This is a genomic window from Streptomyces sp. NBC_01216 (assembly GCF_035994945.1).
GTDB lineage: Bacteria > Actinomycetota > Actinomycetes > Streptomycetales > Streptomycetaceae > Streptomyces.
The window spans coordinates 1,161,885-1,182,594 of sequence record NZ_CP108677.1; the positions used below are offsets into that span (position 1 = coordinate 1,161,885).

Annotated in this window: 19 protein-coding genes; 8 read left to right on the plus strand and 11 right to left on the minus strand. The window is 71.7% G+C overall.

Annotated elements, in window-relative coordinates:
* Positions 1–67: 67 nt before the first annotated feature.
* From OG393_RS04955 to OG393_RS04975, 5 genes are all read right to left on the minus strand, one after another.
* Positions 68–586: an O-acetyl-ADP-ribose deacetylase gene (locus OG393_RS04955; protein ID WP_327373352.1), complete on the minus strand. Its 519-nt coding sequence runs from the start codon at positions 584–586 to the stop codon at positions 68–70.
* 142 nt (positions 587–728) lie between these two features.
* Positions 729–2,150: a phytoene desaturase family protein gene (locus OG393_RS04960; protein WP_327373353.1), complete on the minus strand. Its 1,422-nt coding sequence runs from the start codon at positions 2,148–2,150 to the stop codon at positions 729–731.
* A 63-nt stretch (positions 2,151–2,213) separates the two neighbouring features.
* Positions 2,214–3,050, minus strand: coding sequence for an inositol monophosphatase family protein (locus OG393_RS04965; RefSeq protein ID WP_327373354.1), 837 nt, complete (start codon positions 3,048–3,050; stop codon positions 2,214–2,216).
* A gap of 62 nt (positions 3,051–3,112) precedes the next feature.
* Positions 3,113–4,516 (minus strand): amidase, encoded by a 1,404-nt coding sequence (locus OG393_RS04970; RefSeq protein ID WP_327373355.1) that lies wholly within the window; start codon positions 4,514–4,516, stop codon positions 3,113–3,115.
* A 254-nt stretch (positions 4,517–4,770) separates the two neighbouring features.
* On the minus strand, positions 4,771–5,403 hold the full coding sequence (locus OG393_RS04975) for a class I SAM-dependent methyltransferase (protein WP_327373356.1): 633 nt from the start codon (positions 5,401–5,403) through the stop codon (positions 4,771–4,773).
* 586 nt (positions 5,404–5,989) lie between these two features.
* Here OG393_RS04975 and ectA point away from each other — a divergent pair.
* The 8 genes from ectA (at position 5,990) to ehuA (ending at position 12,365) form a co-directional block, all read left to right on the plus strand.
* Entirely contained in the window at positions 5,990–6,484 is a 495-nt protein-coding gene (gene ectA, locus OG393_RS04980) for a diaminobutyrate acetyltransferase (RefSeq protein ID WP_442817400.1), read from the plus strand.
* 122 nt (positions 6,485–6,606) lie between these two features.
* Complete coding sequence (gene ectB, locus OG393_RS04985) at positions 6,607–7,875, plus strand: diaminobutyrate--2-oxoglutarate transaminase (RefSeq protein WP_327373359.1); 1,269 nt, start codon at positions 6,607–6,609, stop codon at positions 7,873–7,875.
* A gap of 31 nt (positions 7,876–7,906) precedes the next feature.
* Positions 7,907–8,311, plus strand: a complete 405-nt coding sequence (locus OG393_RS04990; protein ID WP_327373360.1) for an ectoine synthase — start codon at positions 7,907–7,909, stop codon at positions 8,309–8,311.
* Between the two features lie 74 nt (positions 8,312–8,385).
* On the plus strand, positions 8,386–9,282 hold the full coding sequence (gene thpD, locus OG393_RS04995) for an ectoine hydroxylase (RefSeq protein WP_327373361.1): 897 nt from the start codon (positions 8,386–8,388) through the stop codon (positions 9,280–9,282).
* A 44-nt stretch (positions 9,283–9,326) separates the two neighbouring features.
* On the plus strand, positions 9,327–10,244 hold the full coding sequence (gene ehuB, locus OG393_RS05000; protein WP_327373363.1) for an ectoine/hydroxyectoine ABC transporter substrate-binding protein EhuB: 918 nt from the start codon (positions 9,327–9,329) through the stop codon (positions 10,242–10,244).
* Between the two features lie 12 nt (positions 10,245–10,256).
* Positions 10,257–10,931 (plus strand): ectoine/hydroxyectoine ABC transporter permease subunit EhuC, encoded by a 675-nt coding sequence (gene ehuC, locus OG393_RS05005; protein ID WP_327373364.1) that lies wholly within the window; start codon positions 10,257–10,259, stop codon positions 10,929–10,931.
* Positions 10,931–11,566 (plus strand): ectoine/hydroxyectoine ABC transporter permease subunit EhuD, encoded by a 636-nt coding sequence (ehuD, locus tag OG393_RS05010; RefSeq protein WP_327373366.1) that lies wholly within the window; start codon positions 10,931–10,933, stop codon positions 11,564–11,566. Before ehuC ends, ehuD begins: the two co-directional genes overlap by 1 nt.
* A 37-nt stretch (positions 11,567–11,603) precedes the next feature.
* The gene (gene ehuA / locus OG393_RS05015) at positions 11,604–12,365 is read left to right on the plus strand and encodes an ectoine/hydroxyectoine ABC transporter ATP-binding protein EhuA (RefSeq protein WP_327378313.1); all 762 of its coding nucleotides are present in this window, start codon (positions 11,604–11,606) and stop codon (positions 12,363–12,365) included.
* Between the two features lie 135 nt (positions 12,366–12,500).
* Here ehuA and OG393_RS05020 read toward each other — a convergent pair whose 3' ends face one another.
* The 6 genes from OG393_RS05020 to OG393_RS05045 form a co-directional block, all read right to left on the minus strand.
* Positions 12,501–14,078 carry a molybdopterin-dependent oxidoreductase gene (locus OG393_RS05020; RefSeq protein WP_327373367.1) on the minus strand — a complete coding sequence of 526 codons (1,578 nt, stop codon included), beginning with the start codon at positions 14,076–14,078 and terminating at the stop codon, positions 12,501–12,503.
* Between the two features lie 197 nt (positions 14,079–14,275).
* Positions 14,276–15,805, minus strand: coding sequence for an NCS1 family nucleobase:cation symporter-1 (locus OG393_RS05025; RefSeq protein ID WP_327373368.1), 1,530 nt, complete (start codon positions 15,803–15,805; stop codon positions 14,276–14,278).
* A gap of 77 nt (positions 15,806–15,882) precedes the next feature.
* The gene (locus tag OG393_RS05030) at positions 15,883–16,899 is read right to left on the minus strand and encodes a TIGR03842 family LLM class F420-dependent oxidoreductase (protein ID WP_327373369.1); all 1,017 of its coding nucleotides are present in this window, start codon (positions 16,897–16,899) and stop codon (positions 15,883–15,885) included.
* A 45-nt stretch (positions 16,900–16,944) separates the two neighbouring features.
* Positions 16,945–18,336, minus strand: a complete 1,392-nt coding sequence (gene hydA, locus OG393_RS05035) for a dihydropyrimidinase (RefSeq protein WP_327373370.1) — start codon at positions 18,334–18,336, stop codon at positions 16,945–16,947.
* 212 nt (positions 18,337–18,548) lie between these two features.
* A complete protein-coding gene (locus OG393_RS05040; RefSeq protein WP_327373371.1) occupies positions 18,549–19,829 on the minus strand; it encodes an aspartate aminotransferase family protein in 1,281 nt (426 codons plus the stop codon).
* Complete coding sequence (locus OG393_RS05045; RefSeq protein WP_327373372.1) at positions 19,826–20,668, minus strand: nitrilase-related carbon-nitrogen hydrolase; 843 nt, start codon at positions 20,666–20,668, stop codon at positions 19,826–19,828. Before OG393_RS05045 ends, OG393_RS05040 begins: the two co-directional genes overlap by 4 nt.
* Between the last annotated feature and the right edge of the window lie 42 nt (positions 20,669–20,710).

A 20,710-nucleotide genomic window follows, 5' to 3' on the forward strand; every position in this document is an offset into this window, starting at 1 on the left:
CTTCGCGGTCCTGTGAGAGGGCCGCCGGCCTGCGCGCGACGGGGGCGGTCCGGCCCGCGCTTCCAGGTCAGTCCAGCCGCCTGGCGAACGCCGTGTAGGCGCTCTCGTCGAAGAGCACGAAGCGGATCTCCTCGACCGCGGTCTCCGTCGCCCGCGCGGTCTCCACGGCGATCCGGGCGCCGTCGTCCATCGGCCAGCCGTAGACACCGGTCGAGATCGCCGGGAACGCCACCGTCCGTGCCCCGAGCCCGTCGGCGACACCCAGCGACTCGCGGTAGCAGGAGGCGAGCAGGGCGGAGCGGTCCTCGTCGCGGGACCAGACCGGACCGACGGTGTGGATGACCCAGCGGGCGTCCAGCCGCCCCGCCGTGGTGGCGACCGCCCGGCCGGCCGGCAGACCGCCTCCGTAGTGTCCGGCGCGCAGGCGGCGGCAGTCCTCGAGCACGGCGGGGCCGCCCTTGCGGTGGATGGCTCCGTCGACCCCGCCGCCGCCGAGCAGCGAGGAGTTCGCCGCGTTGACGAGCGCGTCGACCCGCTGGTCGGTGATGTCCCCCTGGACGAGCGTGATGCTCACCGCGTGCTTCATGGGCCCATCATCGCGCACCCGGCCCGCGGCCCGCGTCCGGGTTTCGGCGCGCCTCCGCGACCGGTCCCCGCGCCGGGGGTGCGGGCCACCGGATCGCGGCGACGGCGCAGCGCCTGTCGGGTGGCCTTCGACCGACAGTCGCTCAGGGACGGCTCGCGCGCAGTCGGCGCCAGACCTCCTTGGCCGCGTTGTGGCCGCACATGCCGTGCACACCGGGTCCAGGCGGGGTCGCCGAGGAGCAGAGGAAGACCGCGGGGTGCGGCGTGCGGTACGGGGAGAGGGACAGCCTGGGCCGCAGCAGCAACTGGAGTCCGCCGGCCGCGCCGCAGGCGATGTCGCCACCCACGTAGTTGGCGTTGCGGGCGGCGAGCTGCGGCGGTCCGGCGGTGGCGCGGGCGAGGACCCGGTCACGGAAGCCGGGGGCGAAGCGTTCGAGCTGGCGCTCCACCGCGTCGGTGAGATCGCCCTCCCAGCCGTGGGGGACGTGGCCGTACGCCCAGAAGACGTGCTTGCCCTCGGGCGCACGGGAGTCGTCGACGAGACTGGGCTGGGCGGTGATGAGGAAGGGGGTGTCCGGTGCGGTGCCGGAGGACGCCTGGCGCAGCGCGGTGGCGATCTCACCGGCGGAGGGGCCGATCTGGACGGTACCCGCCCGGCGCGGCTCCTCCGCCGTCCACGGGACCGGGCCGTCGAGGGCGTAGTCGATCTTGAAGACGCTCGCTCCGTAGCGGTAGGCGTCGTAGTGGCCGCCGAAGCCGGCGATCCGGGCGAGGGCGGTGGGCGAGGTGTCGAACACGTAGGCGCGCGCGGGCGGCAGGTCGTCGAGCCGCTTGACCTCGTAGTCGGTGTGCACCGCGCCGCCCAGGTCCCGCAGGTACGCGGTCAGGGCGTCCGCGATGGACTGGGAGCCCCCGCGCGGCAGCGGCCAGCCGCCCCCGTGCGCGGCGAGCGCGAACACCAGGCCGACCGCGGAGGTGGCGAGGCTGCCGAGCGGGGCGATGACATGACCGACCAGACCGGCGAACAGGGCGCGCGCCCGGTCGTCCTCGAACCGCCGCAGCAGCCAGGTCGAGGGCGGCAGGCCGACCGCGCCGAATCGGGCGAGCGTGACGGGGTCACGGGGCAGCGCGGTGCGCGGCAGCGACATGAAATCCCGGACGAGGGTGTCCCACTTGCCGAGGTACGGGGCGACCAGCCGGCGGTACGTGCCGGCGTCGCGCGGTCCGAGGGAGGCGGCGGTCTCGGCGACGGAGCGGGCGAGCACGGCGGCCGTTCCGTCGTCCCGGGGGTGGGCCATGGGCAGATCGGGGTGCAGCCACTCGAGTCCGTAGCGTGCCAGTGGCATGGTCCTGAAGACCGGTGATCCGACGCCCAGAGGGTGCACGGCGGAACAGGGGTCGTGCCGGAAACCGGGGAGGGTCAGCTCCTCGGTCCTGGCACCGCCGCCGACCGTGCCCTTCGCCTCGAACACGGCTACGGAGAAGCCTCGGCGGGCCAACTCCACGGCGGCGGTGAGCCCGTTGGGTCCCGCCCCCACGACGACGGCATCGAGCATCGACGTCACCTCAGGACTCCTTCGTCTGCCGGTGGCCAGGGCTCCCAGGATATTCCCGCCGCCCGCGGGCCCTCACCGGCCCCGCAGGAGTGTCCGGATCCGGGTGGCGGTGGCCGTGTCCCGGGCGGCGGTGAACGGTAGCGCGTTGCCGCCGGTGACGCGGAACGGTTCGCCCGCGACCGTGCTGTGCGCCCCGCCGGCCTCCGTCACCAGGAGCAGCCCGGCCGCGTGGTCCCAGGCGTACTCCCAGCTGAACGCGGTGGCGTCGAGTGCCCCGCGCGCCACGTCGAGGTACTCGAGGCCGGCCGAGCCGCAGGGCCGCGGGCGGACGCCCGGCACGCGCAGCCCGAGCAGCGCCGCCTTCTGGTCGGCATCGGTGTAGTCGGGGTGCGAGGTGGCGACCCGCAAGGCCGCGCCGGGCTCCGGCGATCCCGCCCGTATGGGGCGGCCGTCGAGCGTGGCGCCACGTCCGCGGACGGCGACCGCCATCTCGCCCCTGACGGGTGCGAACGTCCAGGAGGCGAGGACCTCGCCGCGGAGCGCGAGGGCGACCAGGGTGCAGAATCCGTCCTCGCCGCGCACGAACTGCCGCGTGCCGTCCACCGGATCGACGATCCAGACCGGGGCCTCGCCCTTGAGTGCGGCGTACACGCCGGCGTCGGCGTGCACGGCTTCCTCGCCGACCACCACGGAGCCCGGGAGCAGCGCGGTGAGGGACGCGGTCAGGTGCGCCTCGGCGGCCCGGTCGGCGACCGTCACCAGGTCGTGCGGCCCGTTCTTCTCGACGATCTCGTGCGCGGCGAGCTGCCGGAAGCGCGGCGTGATCTCGGCGGCGGCGGCCTCGCGGACCGCTCCCTCCACCTCGGTGGTGCCGCCGGCCAGAACGTGGTCAAGGAAGTCTTCGATCATGTGTCCAGCTAAGCACGCCCGACTGACGTTCCGGTGGTGCGTCCGTGACGGACGGGGAAGCATCAGGCGGGTCGCGGGGGACGGTGCTCGAACCAGCGGCGGTCGTCCTCCAGTTGGGCCGCCAGCGAGATCAGCAGGGGCTCGCTGCCCGCGGGCCCGAGCAGTTGGGCTCCGGCCGGGAGCCCGTCGGGCAGGAATCCGGCGGGCACGTTCACCCCGGGCCAGCCGAGCACGTTCCACGGCCAGGCGTAGGGGCAGGCCGCCGCCATCGTCAGGTCGGTGCGCCAGGCGGGCATCCCGTCGAAGGTGCCGATCCGGGGCGGTGGCGTGGCCGTCGTCGGTGCCAGCAGGACGTCGTACGTGTCGAAGAACGCGCCGATCCTGCGGTGCTGGCGGGCTTCCCGGGCCCGGGCCGCGCGCAGGATCCGGCCGCCGAGCCGGTGCCCCGTGCGGGTGGCGCCGCGGGTGCGGGGATCGAGCAGGGCGGGTTCGGGGTGGCGGTCGGCGTACTCGGCGATCCCGGCGGTGGCGCGCGGCAGGAAACTGAGCCCGATGAGTCCGTAGCGGGGCCGCGCTTCCTCCACCGTGTGGCCGAGCCGTGCCAGGGCCTCGGCCAGCTCGGTGACGGCCCGTCTGACCCCCGGGTCGAGCGGGTTGTACGTGGCGGTGAAGGGGGAACGCCAGGCGAGCGCGATCCGCAGCCGTCCGGGGTCCCGGCGGGCGGCGGCCGAGGCGTCGACGGCGGAGGGCTGGAAGCGGTCGCCGGGGTGGGGCCCGGCGACGGCGTCGAGGAGCAGCGCCGCGTCTTCGACCGTGCGGGCGAGGGGCCCGTTGACGGTCAGGCCCTGGAAGCAGTCGTCGTAGGGGTGGACGGAGACCCGGCCGCGCTGTGGCTTGATGCCGACGAGGTGGGTCCAGGCGGCCGGGATGCGGATGGACCCGGCGCCGTCGGAGCCGAGGGCGGCGGGCACGAGTCCGGCGGCGACGGCCGCGGCGGAGCCACCGGAGGAGCCGCCGGGGGTGTGCCCGGTGTTCCACGGGTTGCGGGTGGCTCCGAAGGCGGGGCCCTCGGTGAAGGGCCACTGACCCAGTTCACAGGAGTTCGTCTTGCCGACGATCACGGCACCGGCGGCCCGCAGTCTGCGCACCGCCTCACCGTCCCGCTCGGCGTCGGGGTGGTCCCCGGCGCAGCCGAAGCGGGTCGGCAGGCCGGCGACGTCGGTGTCGTCCTTGACGGCGAGCGGCACCCCGAGCAGGGGCAGCCGTTCTCCCGCCGCGAGCCGTCGGTCCGCATCGGCGGCCTCGGCCAGCGCCGCCTCGGGGCGGGTGCAGCGAAAGGCGTTGAGGGTGGTCCCGGTGGCCTCGATCCGGTCGAGTGCGGCCCGGACGAGCGTGACGGAGTCGGCGCTCCCCTCGGCCAGATGCCGTACGTGTCCGGCCAGTCCGGTGTCCGCGACTGCGGTCACGGCAGCCCCCTCCCCTGAGTGTGCCGCGAACCCTACTGGAGCGTAACCTCGCTGTCAGCGCGAGCGGGGAAGGGTGTGCGGGCGTGGGAGGGGCGGCGTCTTCCGGCGGGGCGCGGCGGCATGGCGCGCGGAAGACCGAAGCGTCGGCGGGCGGGCGGCGCCCCGCACCGGGGAACGGCGCGGGCGCCCGGCCCCGGCGCTCACCCCGGCCGCGCGGGGGTGGCGTCCGGCGCGGGCGCCCGGTGCGGGAGGCTTCAGCGCCGGGCGGCCGGTACCTTGCCGACGAGGATGAACTCGTTGTAGGGGAAGACCTTGCCGACGTTGCGCGGGAAGGGGAAGGAGTAGGTGCGGTCGACGGCCAGTCCGGCCTTCTCCGCGTGGACGCGCAGCCCGTCGAAGTCGACGAAGCGGACGTGTGTGGCGTCGGTCTTGTAGCCGGCCTCCTGCGGGCAGATCAGGACCACGGAGCCGCCCGGCTTCACCAGCGGAAGGTACTGTTCCAGGACCGAATCGCCGAGCTCCTCGTCCATGTGCTCCAGGACGTGCGCGCACAGCAGGCTGTCGAAGGAGCCGGGGCCGCAGTCCGGCGCCTCGAAGAGCTCCTCGGAGGTGTAGGCGGTCAGACCACGCTCCCGGCAGGTCCGCACGGAGGTCGCGTTGTGGTCGACCCCCACACTGTCGGGGCCGCAGTTCAGCAGGTTGCGGCCGATGCCGCAGCCCACGTCCAGCACTCGGCCGAGTCCCAGTCGCTTGAGGTTCCACCGGTACGGCGCCTGGGTCGGCAGCAGTCGCTTGATGCCGGAGCTCTCCAGGCGGGCGAGGCGCTTGGTGTAGTCGGAGGACTCGGTCCCCCGCGGGGTGAGAGCCTCGTCCTGGGTGCCGGACATCGACGACCGCCTTCTTCATACGGTGAGCTAACGGATAGCGACCGCTCGGAAGCGGAGGGGTACGGAAGCACACGCGTCGCCACCCGGGCGATGGTCCCCTTCACCGCGATGATCGGTCACGCGAGGCTATGCCATCGAGAAGGGAAGAGGCAAAGGCGGGCACGGGGCGGTGACAGCCGACGGGGCCCGGCGGGCACCCTCCTCGGGTGGGACCCGCGCGGCGACCGCGCGCCTCCCCCGAGTCGAGGCTCCCCCTATATTTCCGCACAGCCTCTCCTCAAACCTGACAAGGGTCGACAATGCAATAACATTCACGTGTCAAATATGACTCACTGCAAAGGCGTTACAGCGTCGTTACAAGCAGAGGTTTTGTCCGGTTATAGGCGCCTTCGCCGCCCGGACCGGAGTCCACTTGCGCTCCACCGTCGCCGCGGAGCGCGATCTGCACCTATCACATGGACCCCCCTCTCGTCACCCCTCGGCGCAAGGTAGTTCTTCGCATCGGTGGGTAGCTTCGGCGCCCATGAGCACTGTTCACGCGGAACGGGAAAACCTTCGGGGGCACGCCCCCCGCCTGCCGAGAGGAATGAGCGTCGACCGGCCCACGGTGGAGGACGGCAGCGAGCTGTGGAGACTCGCGCGGGACTCCGAGGTCCTGGACGTCAACTCGCCCTACAGCTATCTGCTGTGGTGCCGCGACTTCAACGACACCTCCGTCGTCGCCAGGGACGATTCCGGGCGGCCGGTGGGCTTCGTGACCGGATACCTGCGTCCCGAGGAGCCCGGCACGCTGTTCGTCTGGCAGGTCGCCGTCGACGGATCGCTGCGGGGGCAGGGCATCGCCGGGGAGCTCCTCGACGCCCTTTCGGCCCAGGTCGCGAACACGTACGGGCTGAGCCGGATCGAGACCACCGTGACCCCGGACAACGTGCCCTCGGAACGCCTCTTCCGCTCCTACGCGGCCCGGCACGGCGCCGAGCTCACCCGAAAGGTCCTCTTCCCGGCCGCGGCCTTCCCCGACGTGCCCGGCGACGGACACGAGCCCGAGGTGCTCTACCGCATCGGCCCTCTGTCGATCTGACCGTGCGCCCAACGAAGCGCCCCCGGCTCCCCCGGACGGGCCCTCGACACCCGCACGCCCGCACCCGCACCCGCACCCGCACCCGCACCCGCACCAGCGAAAACCCCCAGGAGAAGAACACCGTGACCCTCACCGAGACTGTCCCGACCGTCTTCGAGACCGTCGAATCGGAGGTCCGCAGCTACTGCCGTGCCTGGCCCGTCGTGTTCGAGCGCGCCAGCGGCAGCCGGCTGTACGACGAGCACGGGCGGCCCTTCCTCGACTTCTTCGCCGGAGCGGGCTCCCTGAACTACGGACACAACAACCCGGTCCTCAAGCGGGCACTCCTCGACTACCTGGCCAACGACGGCATCACCCACGGCCTCGACATGTCGACGGCCGCCAAGCGCGACTTCCTCGAGACGTTCCGCTCGACGATCCTCGAGCCCCGCGCCCTGCCCTACAAGGTGATGTTCCCGGGCCCGACGGGCACCAACGCGGTCGAGGCGGCCCTGAAACTCGCCCGCAAGGTCACCGGGCGCCAGCAGATCGTCTCCTTCACCAACGCCTTCCACGGCATGTCGCTCGGCTCACTCGCCGTGACCGGCAACGCCGCCAAGCGCGGTGGTGCGGGCGTGCCGCTGTCCCACGCCACCCAGATGCCCTTCGACCAGTACCTCGGCGGCCAGACCCCTGACTTCCTCTGGTTCGAGCGGCTTCTGGAGGACCCCAGCTCCGGTCTCGACCACCCGGCGGCCGTGATCGTCGAGACGGTCCAGGGCGAAGGCGGCATCAACGTCGCGCGCGCCGAGTGGCTGCGCAAGCTCGCGGACCTCTGCCGCCGTCACGACATGCTCCTGATCGTGGACGACGTCCAGATGGGCTGCGGACGCACCGGCGACTTCTTCTCCTTCGAGGAAGCGGGCATCACGCCCGACATCGTCACCCTGTCGAAGTCCATCAGCGGCTACGGCCTGCCGATGGCCCTCTGCCTGTTCCGCGCCGAGCTGGACCAGTGGCAGCCCGGCGAGCACAACGGGACCTTCCGCGGCAACAACCCCGCCTTCGTCACCGCCACCGCCGCCCTCGACGCCTACTGGCGCGACGGCGCCCTGCGCGACCGCACCCTCGCCCGGGCCGACCGCCTGGAGCACGCCCTGCTCGACCTGTGCACCGGGGACGGCTCGACCGGTCTGGCCGTCCGCGGACGCGGCCTCGTGTGGGGTCTGGAGTTCGCCGACGGCGACCGCGCCGACGCCGTGTGCCGTCGCGCGTTCGAACTCGGCCTGCTGCTGGAGACGTCGGGCGCGCACGGCGAGGTCGTCAAGCTCCTCCCGCCGCTCACCGCGACGGACGACGAGCTCGACGAGGGCCTCGGCATCCTGGCCCGTTCCGTCCGCCACACCGCCTGACCACCGTCGACGTACCCGAAAGGCACCACCCATGATCGTCCGTTCCTTCGACGAGCTGGAGAACACCGAGCGGCATGTGAAGGCCGGCTCGGGCACCTGGGAGAGCAAGCGCATCATCCTGGCCCGCGAGCGGGTCGGGTTCTCCCTCCACGAGACGGTGCTCTACGCGGGCACCGAGACCTCCATGTGGTACGCGAACCACGTCGAGGCCGTCGTCTGCACCGCCGGTGAGGCCGAGCTCACCGACCACGAGACCGGCAGCACCTACACGATCACGCCGGGAACGATGTACCTGCTCGACGGGCACGAGCGCCACACCCTCAGGGTCAAGCAGGACTTCCGCTGTCTGTGCGTCTTCAACCCACCCGTCACGGGCCGCGAGGACCACGACGAGAACGGCGTCTACCCGCTCCTCACCGAGCCCGGCGACGCCTGACACGAGGGCCCCGGCCCACGGCACGCCGCCACCGAGCACGACGCAAGCACGCAACACGAGAGGCAGACACCACCATGACCGCCCCTACCCGCCCCGTCGACCTGTACCCCACGCGCGGCCCCGAGGAGGTGCTGGTCGGCCGCAAGGACCCCGTGGTGTGGTCGGAGCCCGGCACTCCCGGCCCGTTCTGGGCCCGTGAGCTCGAGGAGTACGAGCGCGACGGCTTCGTGACCGTCGACGAACTCGTCACCGCGGACGAGGTCGTGGAGCTGCGGACGGAGCTGGACCGGCTCGTCACCGACCCGGCCATGCGCGAGGACGAACGGTCCATCGTCGAGCCGCGTTCCCAGGAGATCCGTTCGGTCTTCGAGATCCACCGCATCAGCGAGGTCTTCGCCCGGCTCGCGGCCGACCCCCGCGTCGTCGGCCGCGCCCGCCAGATCCTCGGTTCCGACGTGTACATCCACCAGTCGCGGATCAACGTGAAGCCCGGCTTCGGCGCCAGCGGCTTCTACTGGCACTCCGACTTCGAGACCTGGCACGCCGAGGACGGCCTGCCGCAGATGCGCACGGTCTCGGTGTCGATCGCGCTCACGCCGAACTACACCACCAACGGCAGCCTCATGATCATGCCGGGTTCGCACCGGACGTTCCTGGGCTGCGCCGGCGCCACTCCGGAGGACAACTACAAGAAGTCCCTGCAGATGCAGGACGCCGGGACGCCCTCGAAGGAGGCCCTGACGACCTTCGCCGACGCCTGCGGAATCCGGCACTTCACCGGCGCGGCCGGCTCGGCGACCTGGTTCGACTGCAACGCGCTGCACGGCTCGGGCGACAACATCACCCCGTATCCCCGCAGCAACGTCTTCCTCGTCTTCAACAGCGTGGAGAACGAGCCCGAACTCCCCTTCGCGGCCCCCGTCCGGCGTCCTCCCTTCATCGCCTCGCGGGACTTCACGCCCCTCGGATGAGCTCTCGCCCCGCGCAGCCCGCAGCACCAGCAGAAAGGCAGGACATGACTCCGCCCGAGCACTTCTCCCGCCGGGGATTCCTCACCGGTACGGCGGCCCTCGGCACACTGGCGCTCGCCACTCCCCTGCTCGCCGCCTGTTCCCGGACCGACGTGGGTTCCGGGGCGTCGGCCGACGGCGACACCCTGGAGAAGCTCCGTGAACAGGGCTTCGTCCGGGTCGGGTTCGCCGGCGAGGCTCCGTACGGCTTCCGGGACGGCGACGCGCTCGCCGGCGAGGCCCCGACGCTCCACCGCGAGATCTTCAAGGCGCTCGGGGTCCCCGAACTCCGGCCGACCCTCACCGAGTTCGGCGCCCTGATCCCTGGTCTCCTGGCCGGGCGCTTCGACGTCGTGAGCGCGGGCATGGCGATCACCCCCGAGCGCTGCGCGAAGGTGATCTTCTCCGAGCCCGAGTTCGTCTCCCCGACTGCGCTGATGGTCCGCCAGGGAAACCCCAAGGGCCTCAGCGACCTGAAGTCCGTCGCGTCCGCGGGAGCCTCCGTCGGGGTGCTGACCGCCGCGGTCGAGACCTCGTACGCGAAGGCGGCCGGCGTCCCCGAAGGGGCCGTGAAGACCCTGGCCAAGCAGCAGGACGGGCTCGACGCCCTGCTGGCCGGCCGGATCGACTGCTTCGCGCTGACCGGCATCTCCCTGAGGTGGCTCGCCCGGACCAACAAGGGCGCCGCGGTCGAGGTCCTCGACCCCTTCGTCCCGGAGATCGACGGCGTGCAGCAGTTCAGCCCCGGTGGAGCCGTGTTCAGACCCGGGGCGACGGCCCTGCGCGACGCCTTCAACGGCGAACTCGCGAAGATCACCGGCAAGCCCGAGCACTACGTCGAGCTGATCGGACGCTACGGCTTCACCGAACGCGAGGTCCCGCCGAAGACCCTGCGGACGGCGGATCTGTGCGGCACGGCGTGAGGGACGTCCGTCATGGCTGACTTCCTCCCCGAACTCGTGGGAGCCACGCCACGCCTGGGCGAGGGCCTGCTGGTGACCCTTGAGGCCACCGTGCTGGGAGCCGCCCTGGCACTGGCCCTCGCCTATGCGCTCGGCCTGGCGTCTCGGTCCTCGCGGTGGGCCGTTCGGGGCGGGGTTCGCGTCGTCGTGGAGTTCTTCCGCGGAACGTCGTTGTACGTGCAGTTGTTCTGGCTGTTCTTCGCGCTGCCGATGCTCGGATTCCGGCTGGAGCCGCTGGCCTGCGCCGTACTCGCGCTCGGGCTCAACTACGGCGCCTACGGTGCCGAGGTGGTCCGCGGCGCGGTCAACGCGGTGCCCCGTGCCCAGAGCGAGGCGGCGGTCGCTCTGGGCATGAGCCCGGGTCTGCGCCTGCGGCGGATCATCCTGCCTCAGGCGAACGTCCTGATGATCCCCCCGTTCAAGAACCTGCTCATCCAGCTCCTCAAGGCGACACCACTGCTGTCACTGATCACCGTCGCCGACCTCACCTTCGAGATCGACCAGCTGCGGTCGGCGACCGGCAACACGGCCGCCGCCTATCTGCTGCTCCTGCTGCTCTACTTCGGGCTGGCCGCCGCCCTGAGCGCCGTGATGAACAGCGCTGAGAGGGCGGCCAAGAAGCGACTCGGACAGGCAGGTGACGCGTGATGTGGGACAGCGAAGCGGCTTGGGCCGCGCTGCCCGTCGTACTCGACGGCTTCCGGATCACCCTGCTCGCCACCGTCCTCGGCTTCGTCGTCGCCGCCGTCCTGGGGCTGGTGATCGCGCTGGTGCTGCGCGCGGACACCCGCTGGTTGACCCTGCCGGTCCGGGCGGCGGCCGGATTCATCCGCTCGACCCCGCTCCTGGTGCAGCTGTTCGCGGCGTGGGTGCTCCTCCCCGGCCTGAACGCGTTGACGCTCGGTGTCCTGGTGCTGGGCGTCCACTACGCCACCTACCTCTGCGAGGTGTACCGGGCGGGCATCGACGCCGTGCCGAAGGGGCAGTGGGAGGCGTGCACGGCACTCTCCCTGCCGCGTCGGCGGGTGTGGCGCGCGGTCGTCCTGCCGCAGGCGGTGCGCAACGTCCTCCCGCCGCTCGGCAACTACGCCGTCTCCATGTTCAAGGAGACCCCCCTGCTCTCGGTGATCACGGTGCACGAGATGGTCCACGAGGCGAACACCTACGGCAGCACCCACTTCGCCTACCTGGAGAGCTTCACCCTGGCCGCCGCCGTCTTCCTGCTCGCGAGCTGGCCGACATCCCTGCTCGTACGACGCCTGGAGGCACGCCTTGCCCACTGACGCCCCGCTCGACAGCGAGCCGCCCACGGCACCCGGCATGATCCATTTCGACAGGGTCACCAAGCGCTTCGGCGACACGACGGTGCTCGACGGCCTCGACCTGACGGTCGAGCGGGGCGAGCACGTGACGCTGATCGGCCCGAGCGGCTCGGGAAAGACCACCATCCTGCGGCTCCTGATGACGCTGGAGAAGGTCACCGACGGCGTGATCCACGTGGACGGCCGGCCCTTCTCGCACATGCCGACCGGACCGAAGGGGGCGCTCGCCCCCGCGAACGAACGCCACCTCGCTCCGCGGCGGCGCCGGATCGGCATGGTCTTCCAGCAGTTCAACCTGTTCCCGCACATGAGCGTCCTGGAGAACATCGTCGAGGCGCCCGTGCACGTCCTCGGGCTGTCCCGGGACGAGGCGGCGGAGCGGGGGCGGGAACTGCTGGGCATGGTCGGCCTCGGCGACAAGCACGACGCCCACCCGACCCGCCTCTCCGGCGGACAGCAGCAGCGGGTGGCGATCGCCCGCGCGCTCGCCATGCGGCCCGAGATCCTCCTCCTCGACGAGGTCACCTCCGCACTCGACCCCGAGCTGGTCGCGGAGGTGCTCGACGTCCTCAGGGACGTGGCCCGGAGCACCGACATCACCATGCTCTGCGTGACGCACGAGATGGGCTTCGCCCGGGACGTCTCGGACCGGATCCTGATGTTCGACCAGGGCCGGATCCTGGAATCGGCTCCGCCGGACCAGCTGTTGGACAACCCGGGTCACGAGCGGACCCGCGGCTTCCTCCGCTCGGTCCGCTGACGGCGCGCGGGCGAACGGCCGGGCCGTCCTCCTCGGGGGGGCCCGGCCTGTTTCGCCCGGACCGGCAACGCCGGCAGCGCGCGTGCCAGGGCGTGACCGCCCCGCCGGAGGCCACCCGACAGGCTCTGAGAGCCTCTAGGTGACGGTGACGAACACGCTGTGCCACCCGTCGGCCCCGTCGGGGATGGTGCGGGCGCGCTGCTCGGTCTGGACCGCGCCGCTGCCGTCGGTGGCACGGACGGTGAGGGTGTGCCCGCCGGGGGTCGCCTGCCACCGGTAGGACCACTGTCGCCAGGTGTCGACACCGTCCTGGGCCGCGAGGTCGGCGTCCTGCCAGGGACCGTCGTCGACACGGACCTGCACGCGGGTGATGCCCCGGCGCTGAGCCCAGGCGACTCCGGCCACGGTGACCGGGCCGGCCGCGGGGCGGGCGAAGGGTTTCGGCGTGTCGACGCGGGACTGGGTCTTGATCGGGGCCCGGCGTGCCCACCCCCGCTTGACCCAGTAGGGGTCGTAGGCGTCGAACGTGGTGAGTTCGATGTCCTCGATCCACTTGCACGCCGACACGTAGCCGAAGAGACCGGGGACGAGCATGCGGACCGGGAAGCCGTGGTCGAAGGGCAGGGGTTCGCCGTTCATGCCGACGGCGAGCATCGCGTCCCGACCGTCCATGACGTCGGCGACCGGGGAACCGAGCGTCATGCCGTCGACGGAGCGTGCCACCAGCTGGTCGGCCTTGCCGCCCTCGGCCGGGGGTCTCACACCGCACTCGGCGAGCAGTCCGGCCAGGGACACGCCGAGCCATCGCGCGTTGCCGACGTACGGCCCGCCCACCTCGTTCGACACGCACGTCAGTGTGATGTCGCGCTCGATGAGCGGTCGGGCCAGCAACTCGTCCAGGGTGAAGGTACGGGCGCGGGTCACGCCCTTTCCGTGGATGCGCAGCCGCCAGGTCCCGGCGTCGACCTTGGGCACGACCAGTGCGGTGTCGACGCGGTAGAAGTCCCGGTTGGGCGTGGTGAACGCGCTGATCGCCGGGACCTTGAGCCGTGCTCCGGCGGGCACCGCGGGAGCGGGCGAGGCCGGAGCGGGGAGTACCAGATCGTCCCGGGAGGCGATCGCGCCCCGGCCCCGCCGCGCCGACAGCGTGCGGCCCAGTGCCCCGGCACCGGTGGCGGCCGCGGCGGTGACGGCTGCCGCGGCGAGGAAACCCCTTCGGCTCCAGGCGGAGCCCGTGCCCTCGGGACCGGCGGCCGTCCCGGCGGATGGCGCCCTGCCCGCCAGCACGTACAGCACCGCCGCGCCCGCCAACGCGCCCACGAGGGACGGCAGGACGTCTCCGACTCCCGCCGAGTCGGGCCTGCTCAGGGCGGCGGACGCACCGACGGCCCCGAAGAGCAGGACCCCCGCCGCGCCCAGCCGCCGGTGACGGAGCGCCAGGACACCCAGGCCGATCGCGAACAGCGCGAGGAGGGCGATGATGCCGAGGCGCAGGACGGTCTTGTCGTCCTCGCCGAAGGTACGGATCGCGAAGTCCTTCACGGCCGCCGGGGTGCGGTCGATGACGGCACCGCCGACCACGGTGACCGGACCGGTCGCGGGCCGTACCAGGGCGGCGGCCAGCTCGGCCACCGCCAGCGCGGTGAGGCCGGCCGGCAGGCCGGCCGACGCGCCGAGGGACGCTCGGCGGAGGGTGGTGCGGAAGCTGGTCACATGGCGTCATTCGGTGGCACCCGCACGGCGGATTGGTCCGTCATCCGCACGAGTCGGATCGGCGTGTTTCCCGGCGTCCCGGGGCCGGCCGCCGGGCGGCCGGTGCGGCGAGCTCCTCGGGAACGCCGTTGCCGGGCTCGCGAGGACGGGCGGGGCTCCTCCCCCGCCGGGAGCGGTCCGGCCACCGGACGCGCTCCTCAGCGCGGCGGGGCGGTGGACGGGAAAGCCCGCCGTCCCTTCATGAGCGCGGTGTACAGCAGCAGGGAGGCGGCGAGTCCGACGGCCCAGCCGTAGTCGGCCAGGGGCTCGAGGAAGGGGATCAGGCCGTGCTCGGGGAACGGGCCCGTGCCGGGGGCCGAGTGCGAGCCGCCGACGGCGAGGACACCGCCGACCACGAAGGCGAGGACGGCCGCCGGGTTCCAGCCGCCCCGGTACCAGTAGGGGCCGTCCACCCGGTAGAGCGCGCCGAGGTCGAGGACGGTGCGCCGCACCAGCCAGTAGTCCGCGATCAGGATGCCCGCCACGGTGCCGAGCAGTCCGCCGACGAGGCCGAGCCAGGTGAAGATGTACAGCTCGGGGGTGGCGGTGAGCTTCCACGGCATGACGAGTACGCCGACGACGCCGGTGATCAGCGCGCCCGTGCGGAAGTTCACCAGCCGTGGGGCGAGGTGGGCGAGGTCGTACGCCGGGGAGACGACGTTCGCGGCGATGTTCACGGACACGGTCGCGATCAGGACGGTCACCAGGGCGAAGAGCAGCCCGAAGACGTTGTCGGTCTTGGCCGCGAGCGCCACCGGGTCCCAGACGGGTGCGCCGTACACGGCCTGCGAGCCCGAGGTGACGAGTACCGAGAGGAGCGCGAACAGGGTCATGGTCGTGGGCAGGCCGAGGGTCTGCCCCCACACCTGGGCGCGCTGGCCGGCGCCGAAGCGGGTGAAGTCGGGGATGTTGAGGCTGAGGGTGGCCCAGAAGGCGATCATGCCCATGAGGGCGGGGAAGAACACGGGCCAGAAGTCGGCGCCCCAGCCCAGTTCGGAAGGCTGGTCGAGGAGCGGTCCGAGGCCGCCCGCCTTGAAGGTGATCCAGCCGAGGAGGACGAGCGCTCCGACGATGACGAAGGGAGCCGCCCAGTTCTCGAAGCGGCGCAGCGCCTCCATCCCCCGGTAGATGATGGCGAGTTCGAGCGCCCAGAAGAGCCCGAAGCAGAGCCAGAGAGTCCACGGCTGTCCGGCGATCCTGCTCGCCTCGGCCCACCCGCCGAAGATCTTGCCGAGCAGCACGAAGATCCCCTGGCCGCCGATCCAGGTCTGGATGCCGAACCAGGCACAGGCGACCCCGGCGCGGACCATCGCGGGCAGGTTGGCGCCGCGCAGGCCGAAGGAGGCGCGGGCGAGGACCGGGAACGGGATGCCGTACTTCGGCCCGGCGTGGCCGGTGAGCAGCATCGGGAGCAGCACGATGACGTTGGCGAGGGCGATGGTGAGGACGGCCTGTTTCCAGTCCATGCCGAGGGCGACGAGACCGGAGGCGAGCAGCCAGGAGGGGATGTTGTGGGCCATGCCGACCCAGAGGGCGGCGAAGTTGTAGGTGGTCCAGCGGCGCTCGGCGAGGGGGACGGGGAGCAGGTCGTCGTTGACGAAGCGGGGGTCGGCGGGGGCCGTGCCGGGCGCGAGCTCGGCACGGCCGTCGGATATGCCCGGGCTTCCGGTGGGGACGGTGGCGGTCATGGCGGCGGAACCCTTCGTTCGTTCGGCTGGGGACGGAACGAGGCCGTGCGGGGCGAGCGGGGTTCGGCGGCCCGGTCTCAGGAACCGACGGCGGGGATGATGTCGGTGCCGTAGGCGTCGATCGTGCCCTCGCGGTCGTCGTGCATGTCGTAGACGGCGAACTGGTCGACGCCCAGGTCCTCGAGGTGGCGCAGCTTGTCGATGTGGGCCTGGGCGGGTCCGAGGAGGCAGAAGCGGTCGACGATCTCGTCGGGGACGAACGCGGTGTCGGGGTTTCCGGCGCGGCCGTGGTGGCTGTAGTCGTAGCCGTGCCGGTCCTTGATGTACGCGGTCAGGGCGTCGGGCACCATGCCGGAGTGCTCGCCGTAGCGGGCGACCAGGTCGGCGACGTGGTTGCCGACCATGCCGCCGAACCACCGGCACTGGTCGCGGGCGTGGGCGAGGGCCTCCGGCGAGTCGTCGACGGTGACATAGGCGGGGGCGGCGACGCAGATGGTGAGCGCGTCGGGGTCGCGGCCGGCGTCGGTGGCGGCCTGGCGGACGGCCTTGACCATCCATTCGGTGAGGAAGGGGTCGGCGAGCTGGAGGATGAAGCCGTCGGCCTTCTGTCCGGCGAGGGCGAGGGCCTTCGGCCCGTAGGCGGCCATCCAGACGGGGAGTCTCCCGTCGCGGACCCATGGCAGACGGATCGGGTTGCCGTCCACGACGGCTTCCCGTCCTTCCGCGAGGTCGCGGATGACCTCGATGGCCTCCCCCAGCCGGGCCAGGGTGTTCGGTTTGCGGCCGGCGACCCGCATGGCGGAGTCGCCGCGGCCGATGCCGCACACGGTCCGGTTGCCGTACATCTCGTTGAGGGTGGCGAAGGTGGAGGCCGTCACCTCCCAGGTGCGGGTTCCCGGGTTGGTGACCATCGGGCCCACGTGCAGCCTGGTGGTGTGTTCCAGGATCCTGCTGTAGATGACGAAGGGCTCCTGCCACAGCACGGCGGAGTCGAAGGTCCAGCCGTAGCGGAAGCCGTTGCGCTCCGCCCGGCGCATCAGGCCGACGACCTGCGAGGCGGGCGGGTCGGTCTGCAGGACGAGTCCGAAGTCCACGCGGGACCTCCAAGTTCGAGTCGGTGCGATGAGGCCCTGGGTGCTTCAGCCCAGGTACTGGCAGGTGGAACGCGGTACGAACGTGCCGTGGCCGGCGTGGCCGGCGTACGTGCGCCGGTCGATGACGACCTCGCCGCGGGAGAGGACGGTCTCGACCTGCCCGGTGACCGTCTTTCCCTCGTACGCCGAGTAGTCGACGTTCATGTGGTGGGTGGTGGCCGAGAGGGTCTGGGTGGCGTGCGGGTCGTAGATCACGACGTCGGCGTCGGCACCGGGGACGATGGTGCCCTTCTGCGGATACAGGCCGAACATCCGTGCCGGGGAGGCGCAGGCGATCTCGATCCAGCGGCGCCGGGAGATGTGACCGTCCACGACCGCCTGGTGGAGCAGGTCCATGCGGTTCTCGACGCCGGGCAGCCCGTTCGGGATCTTGGAGAAGTCGCCGCGGCCCAGTTCCTTCTGCCCCTTGAAGCAGAAGGGGCAGTGGTCGGTGGAGACGACCTGGAGGTCGTTCGTGCGCAGCCCGCGCCAGAGGGCGGCCTGGTGCTCCTCGGGGCGCAGTGGTGTGGAGCAGACGTACTTGGCGCCCTCGAAGTCCGGCTCGGCCAGGTTGTCGGTGGAGAGGAAGAGGTACTGGGGGCAGGTCTCCCCGAACACGGGAAGCCCCTTGTCCCGGGCCGCCGCCAGCTCCGCGACGGCCTCCTCGGCCGACACGTGGACGACGTAGAGCGGCGCTCCGGCTACCCGTGAGAGCTGGATCGCGCGGTGGGTGGCCTCGGCTTCCAGGACGGCCTTGCGGACCTCCCCGTGGTAGCGGGGGTCGGTCTCTCCCCGGGCCAGAGCCTGCTCCACCAGGACGTCGATCGCGATGCCGTTCTCCGCGTGCATCATGATCAGACCGCCGGTGTCGCCGGCCTTCTGCATCGCCCGCAGGATCTGGCCGTCGTCCGAGTAGAAGACCCCCGGATACGCCATGAACAGTTTGAAGGAGGTCACGCCGTGCTCGATGAGCTTCGGCATCTCCTTGAGCGTCGACTCGTTCACGTCCGACATGATCATGTGGAACGCGTAGTCGATCGCGCATTTCCCGTCGGCCTTCTGGTGCCAGGCGTCAAGGCCGGCCTGGAGCGCCTGGCCTTTCGACTGCACCGCGAAGTCGACGATCGTGGTCGTCCCGCCCCATGCCGCCGCCCGTGTGCCCGTCTCGAAGGTGTCCGAGGCGAACGTGCCGCCGAACGGCAGTTCCATATGGGTGTGCGCGTCGACCCCGCCCGGGATCACGTACTTCCGCGACGCGTCGATCACCCGATCGGCCGTCCACGGCTGGGTACCCGGCGCGGCCAGGGCGACCACCCGGCCGTGCTCGATCAGCACGTCCGCGTGCACCTCGTCCGCGGCCGTGATCACGAGCCCGCCGGTAATCAGAGTCCGAGTCATGTGCCAGAAATCCCTTCACACCGCTTCCAGTGAATGGCGGGGCCGACGGCCCGCCGCACTCCCGCCCCCACACCGTCGACCGCCGTGCGCCCGGTGCGGAGGGCGGCTTCTCGCCGTGCGGGGCGCCGGGTCCGGGGCGCCGGGTGCCGGTCCGCCCCGGACGGCGGGGCCTCCGCTCAGAGCCTGTCGGGTGGCCTTCGATCGACAGGCTCTCAGAGGGCGCGGAGGGCCGCTTCGAGGATCGAGGCGCCCTCCTCGGCCTCGGCGACGGTGAGCGAGAGCGGTGGGGCCACACGCAGACAGCTGGTGTTGTGTCCGCCGCCCTTGCCGATCAGCAGTCCGGCTCCCCGGGCGGCCTCCAGGACGGCCCCGGCCGCCGCCGGGTCGGCCTCGTCGGTGCCGGGCCGGGTGAGTTCGATCCCGATCATCAGGCCGCGTCCGCGGACCTCGCGTACGGCGTCGACTCCGGCCGCGGCGCCCCGGAGGCGTTCGAGGAGCAGCCCTCCGACGCGGCGGGCGTTGCCCTGGAGGTCGTGTTCGAGCAGATATCCGAGGTTGGCGAGGCCCGCCGCCATGGTGACGGGCGAACCACCGAACGTCGAGATGGAGTTGGCGTCCAGGCAGTTCATGACCTCGGCGCGGGCGACGACACCGCCGACGGACATGCCGTTGCCGATGCCCTTGGCGAAGGTGAGCATGTCCGGCGGGCCGGCCGCGCCGTGTGCCTGCCATCCCCAGAAGTGCTCGCCGGTGCGGCCCCAGCCGGTCTGCACCTCGTCGGAGATCCAGAGGATGCCGTGCCGGTCGAGGACCCGGCGGAAGGCCGCGTAGAGACCGTCGGGCGGGGAGGTGAAGCCTCCGACGCCCTGGATGGGTTCGGCGATCAGGGCGGCGACGTCGCGGGTGTGGCCGAGGAGGTCCTCCAAGTCGGCGACGCACGCGTCGATGAACTCCGCGTCGTCCAGGTGGGCGTAGGGGCCGCGGGTGCGGACGCCGCCGTGTACGTACAGGGTCTGGAGCGGCGAGAGGCTCGTGGGTGACCAGGCCCGGTTGCCGGTGACGGAGACCGTGGAGAAGGAGCGGCCGTGGTAGCTGTTGCGCATCGCCAGGATCTGCTGGGAGCGGCGATGGGCGGTGGCGAGGAGCAGGGCCGTGTCGTTGGCCTCGGTGCCGGAGGTGGTGAAGAAGACGCGGGCGTCGGGGATGCCGGAGAGCCTCGCGATCCGTTCGGCCAGCTCCACCATGGGGCGGTTGAGGTAGAGGGTGGAGGAGTGGACGATGCGCCCGGCCTGCTCGCTGATCGCCTTGGTGACCTCGGGCAGGGCGTGCGCGGTCATGGTGGTGAGGATGCCACCGAAGAAGTCGAGGTACCGGCGCCCCTCGGCGTCCCAGACGTACCGTCCCTCGCCGTGGGTGATCTCCAGGGGGTCCTGGTAGTAGAGGGCGACCCAGTCGGGGATGACGGCGCGGTGCCGGTCATGGAGGCCGCTCACGGGCGCACCAGCCCGTCGTACGCGTCGGGCCGGCGGTCCCGGTAGAACGCCCACTGCTGCCGGACCTCCTCGATGAGGCCGAAGTCGAGGTCACGGACGACCAGTTCCTCAGCCTTGTCGGAGGCGACCTCGCCGACGAACCGGCCGCGCGGGTCGACGAAGTAGCTGGTGCCGTAGAAGTCGTTGTCCCCGTACTCCTCCTGGCCCACGCGGTTGATGGCGGCGACGAAGTATTCGTTGGCGACGGCCGCGGCGGGCTGTTCCAGTTGCCAGAGATAGCTGGACAGGCCGCGTGAGGTGGCGGACGGGTTGTAGACCAACTGGGCTCCGTTGAGTCCGAGTTGGCGCCACCCTTCGGGGAAGTGCCGGTCGTAGCAGATGTAGACGCCGATCTTGCCGACGGCGGTGTCGAAGACCGGCCAGCCGGCGTTGCCGGGCCGGAAGTAGTACTTCTCCCAGAACCCCCTGACCTGCGGGATGTGGTGCTTGCGGTACTTGCCGAGGTAGCTGCCGTCGGCGTCGATGACGGCGGCGGTGTTGTAGTAGAAGCCGGAGTCCTCGATCTCGAAGACGGGGACGACGACGACCATGCCGGTCTCGCGGGCGAGTTCGCTCATCCGGCGGACGGTCGGCCCGTCCGGGACGGGCTCGGCCCAGCGGTAGTGTTCCGGTTCCTGCACCTGGCAGAAGTAGGGGGCGTTGAAGACCTCCTGGAATCCGATGACCTTGGCACCCTGCCGGGCCGCCTCGCGGGCGTGCTCCTCATGCTTGGCGATCATGGATTCGGTGTCGCCGGTCCAGGTCGCCTGGACGAGTGCGGCGCGTACGACGTCGGTCATGAGCTGCTCCTTCGGCGCGGCGTCAGAGAGCCTCTACGCCCG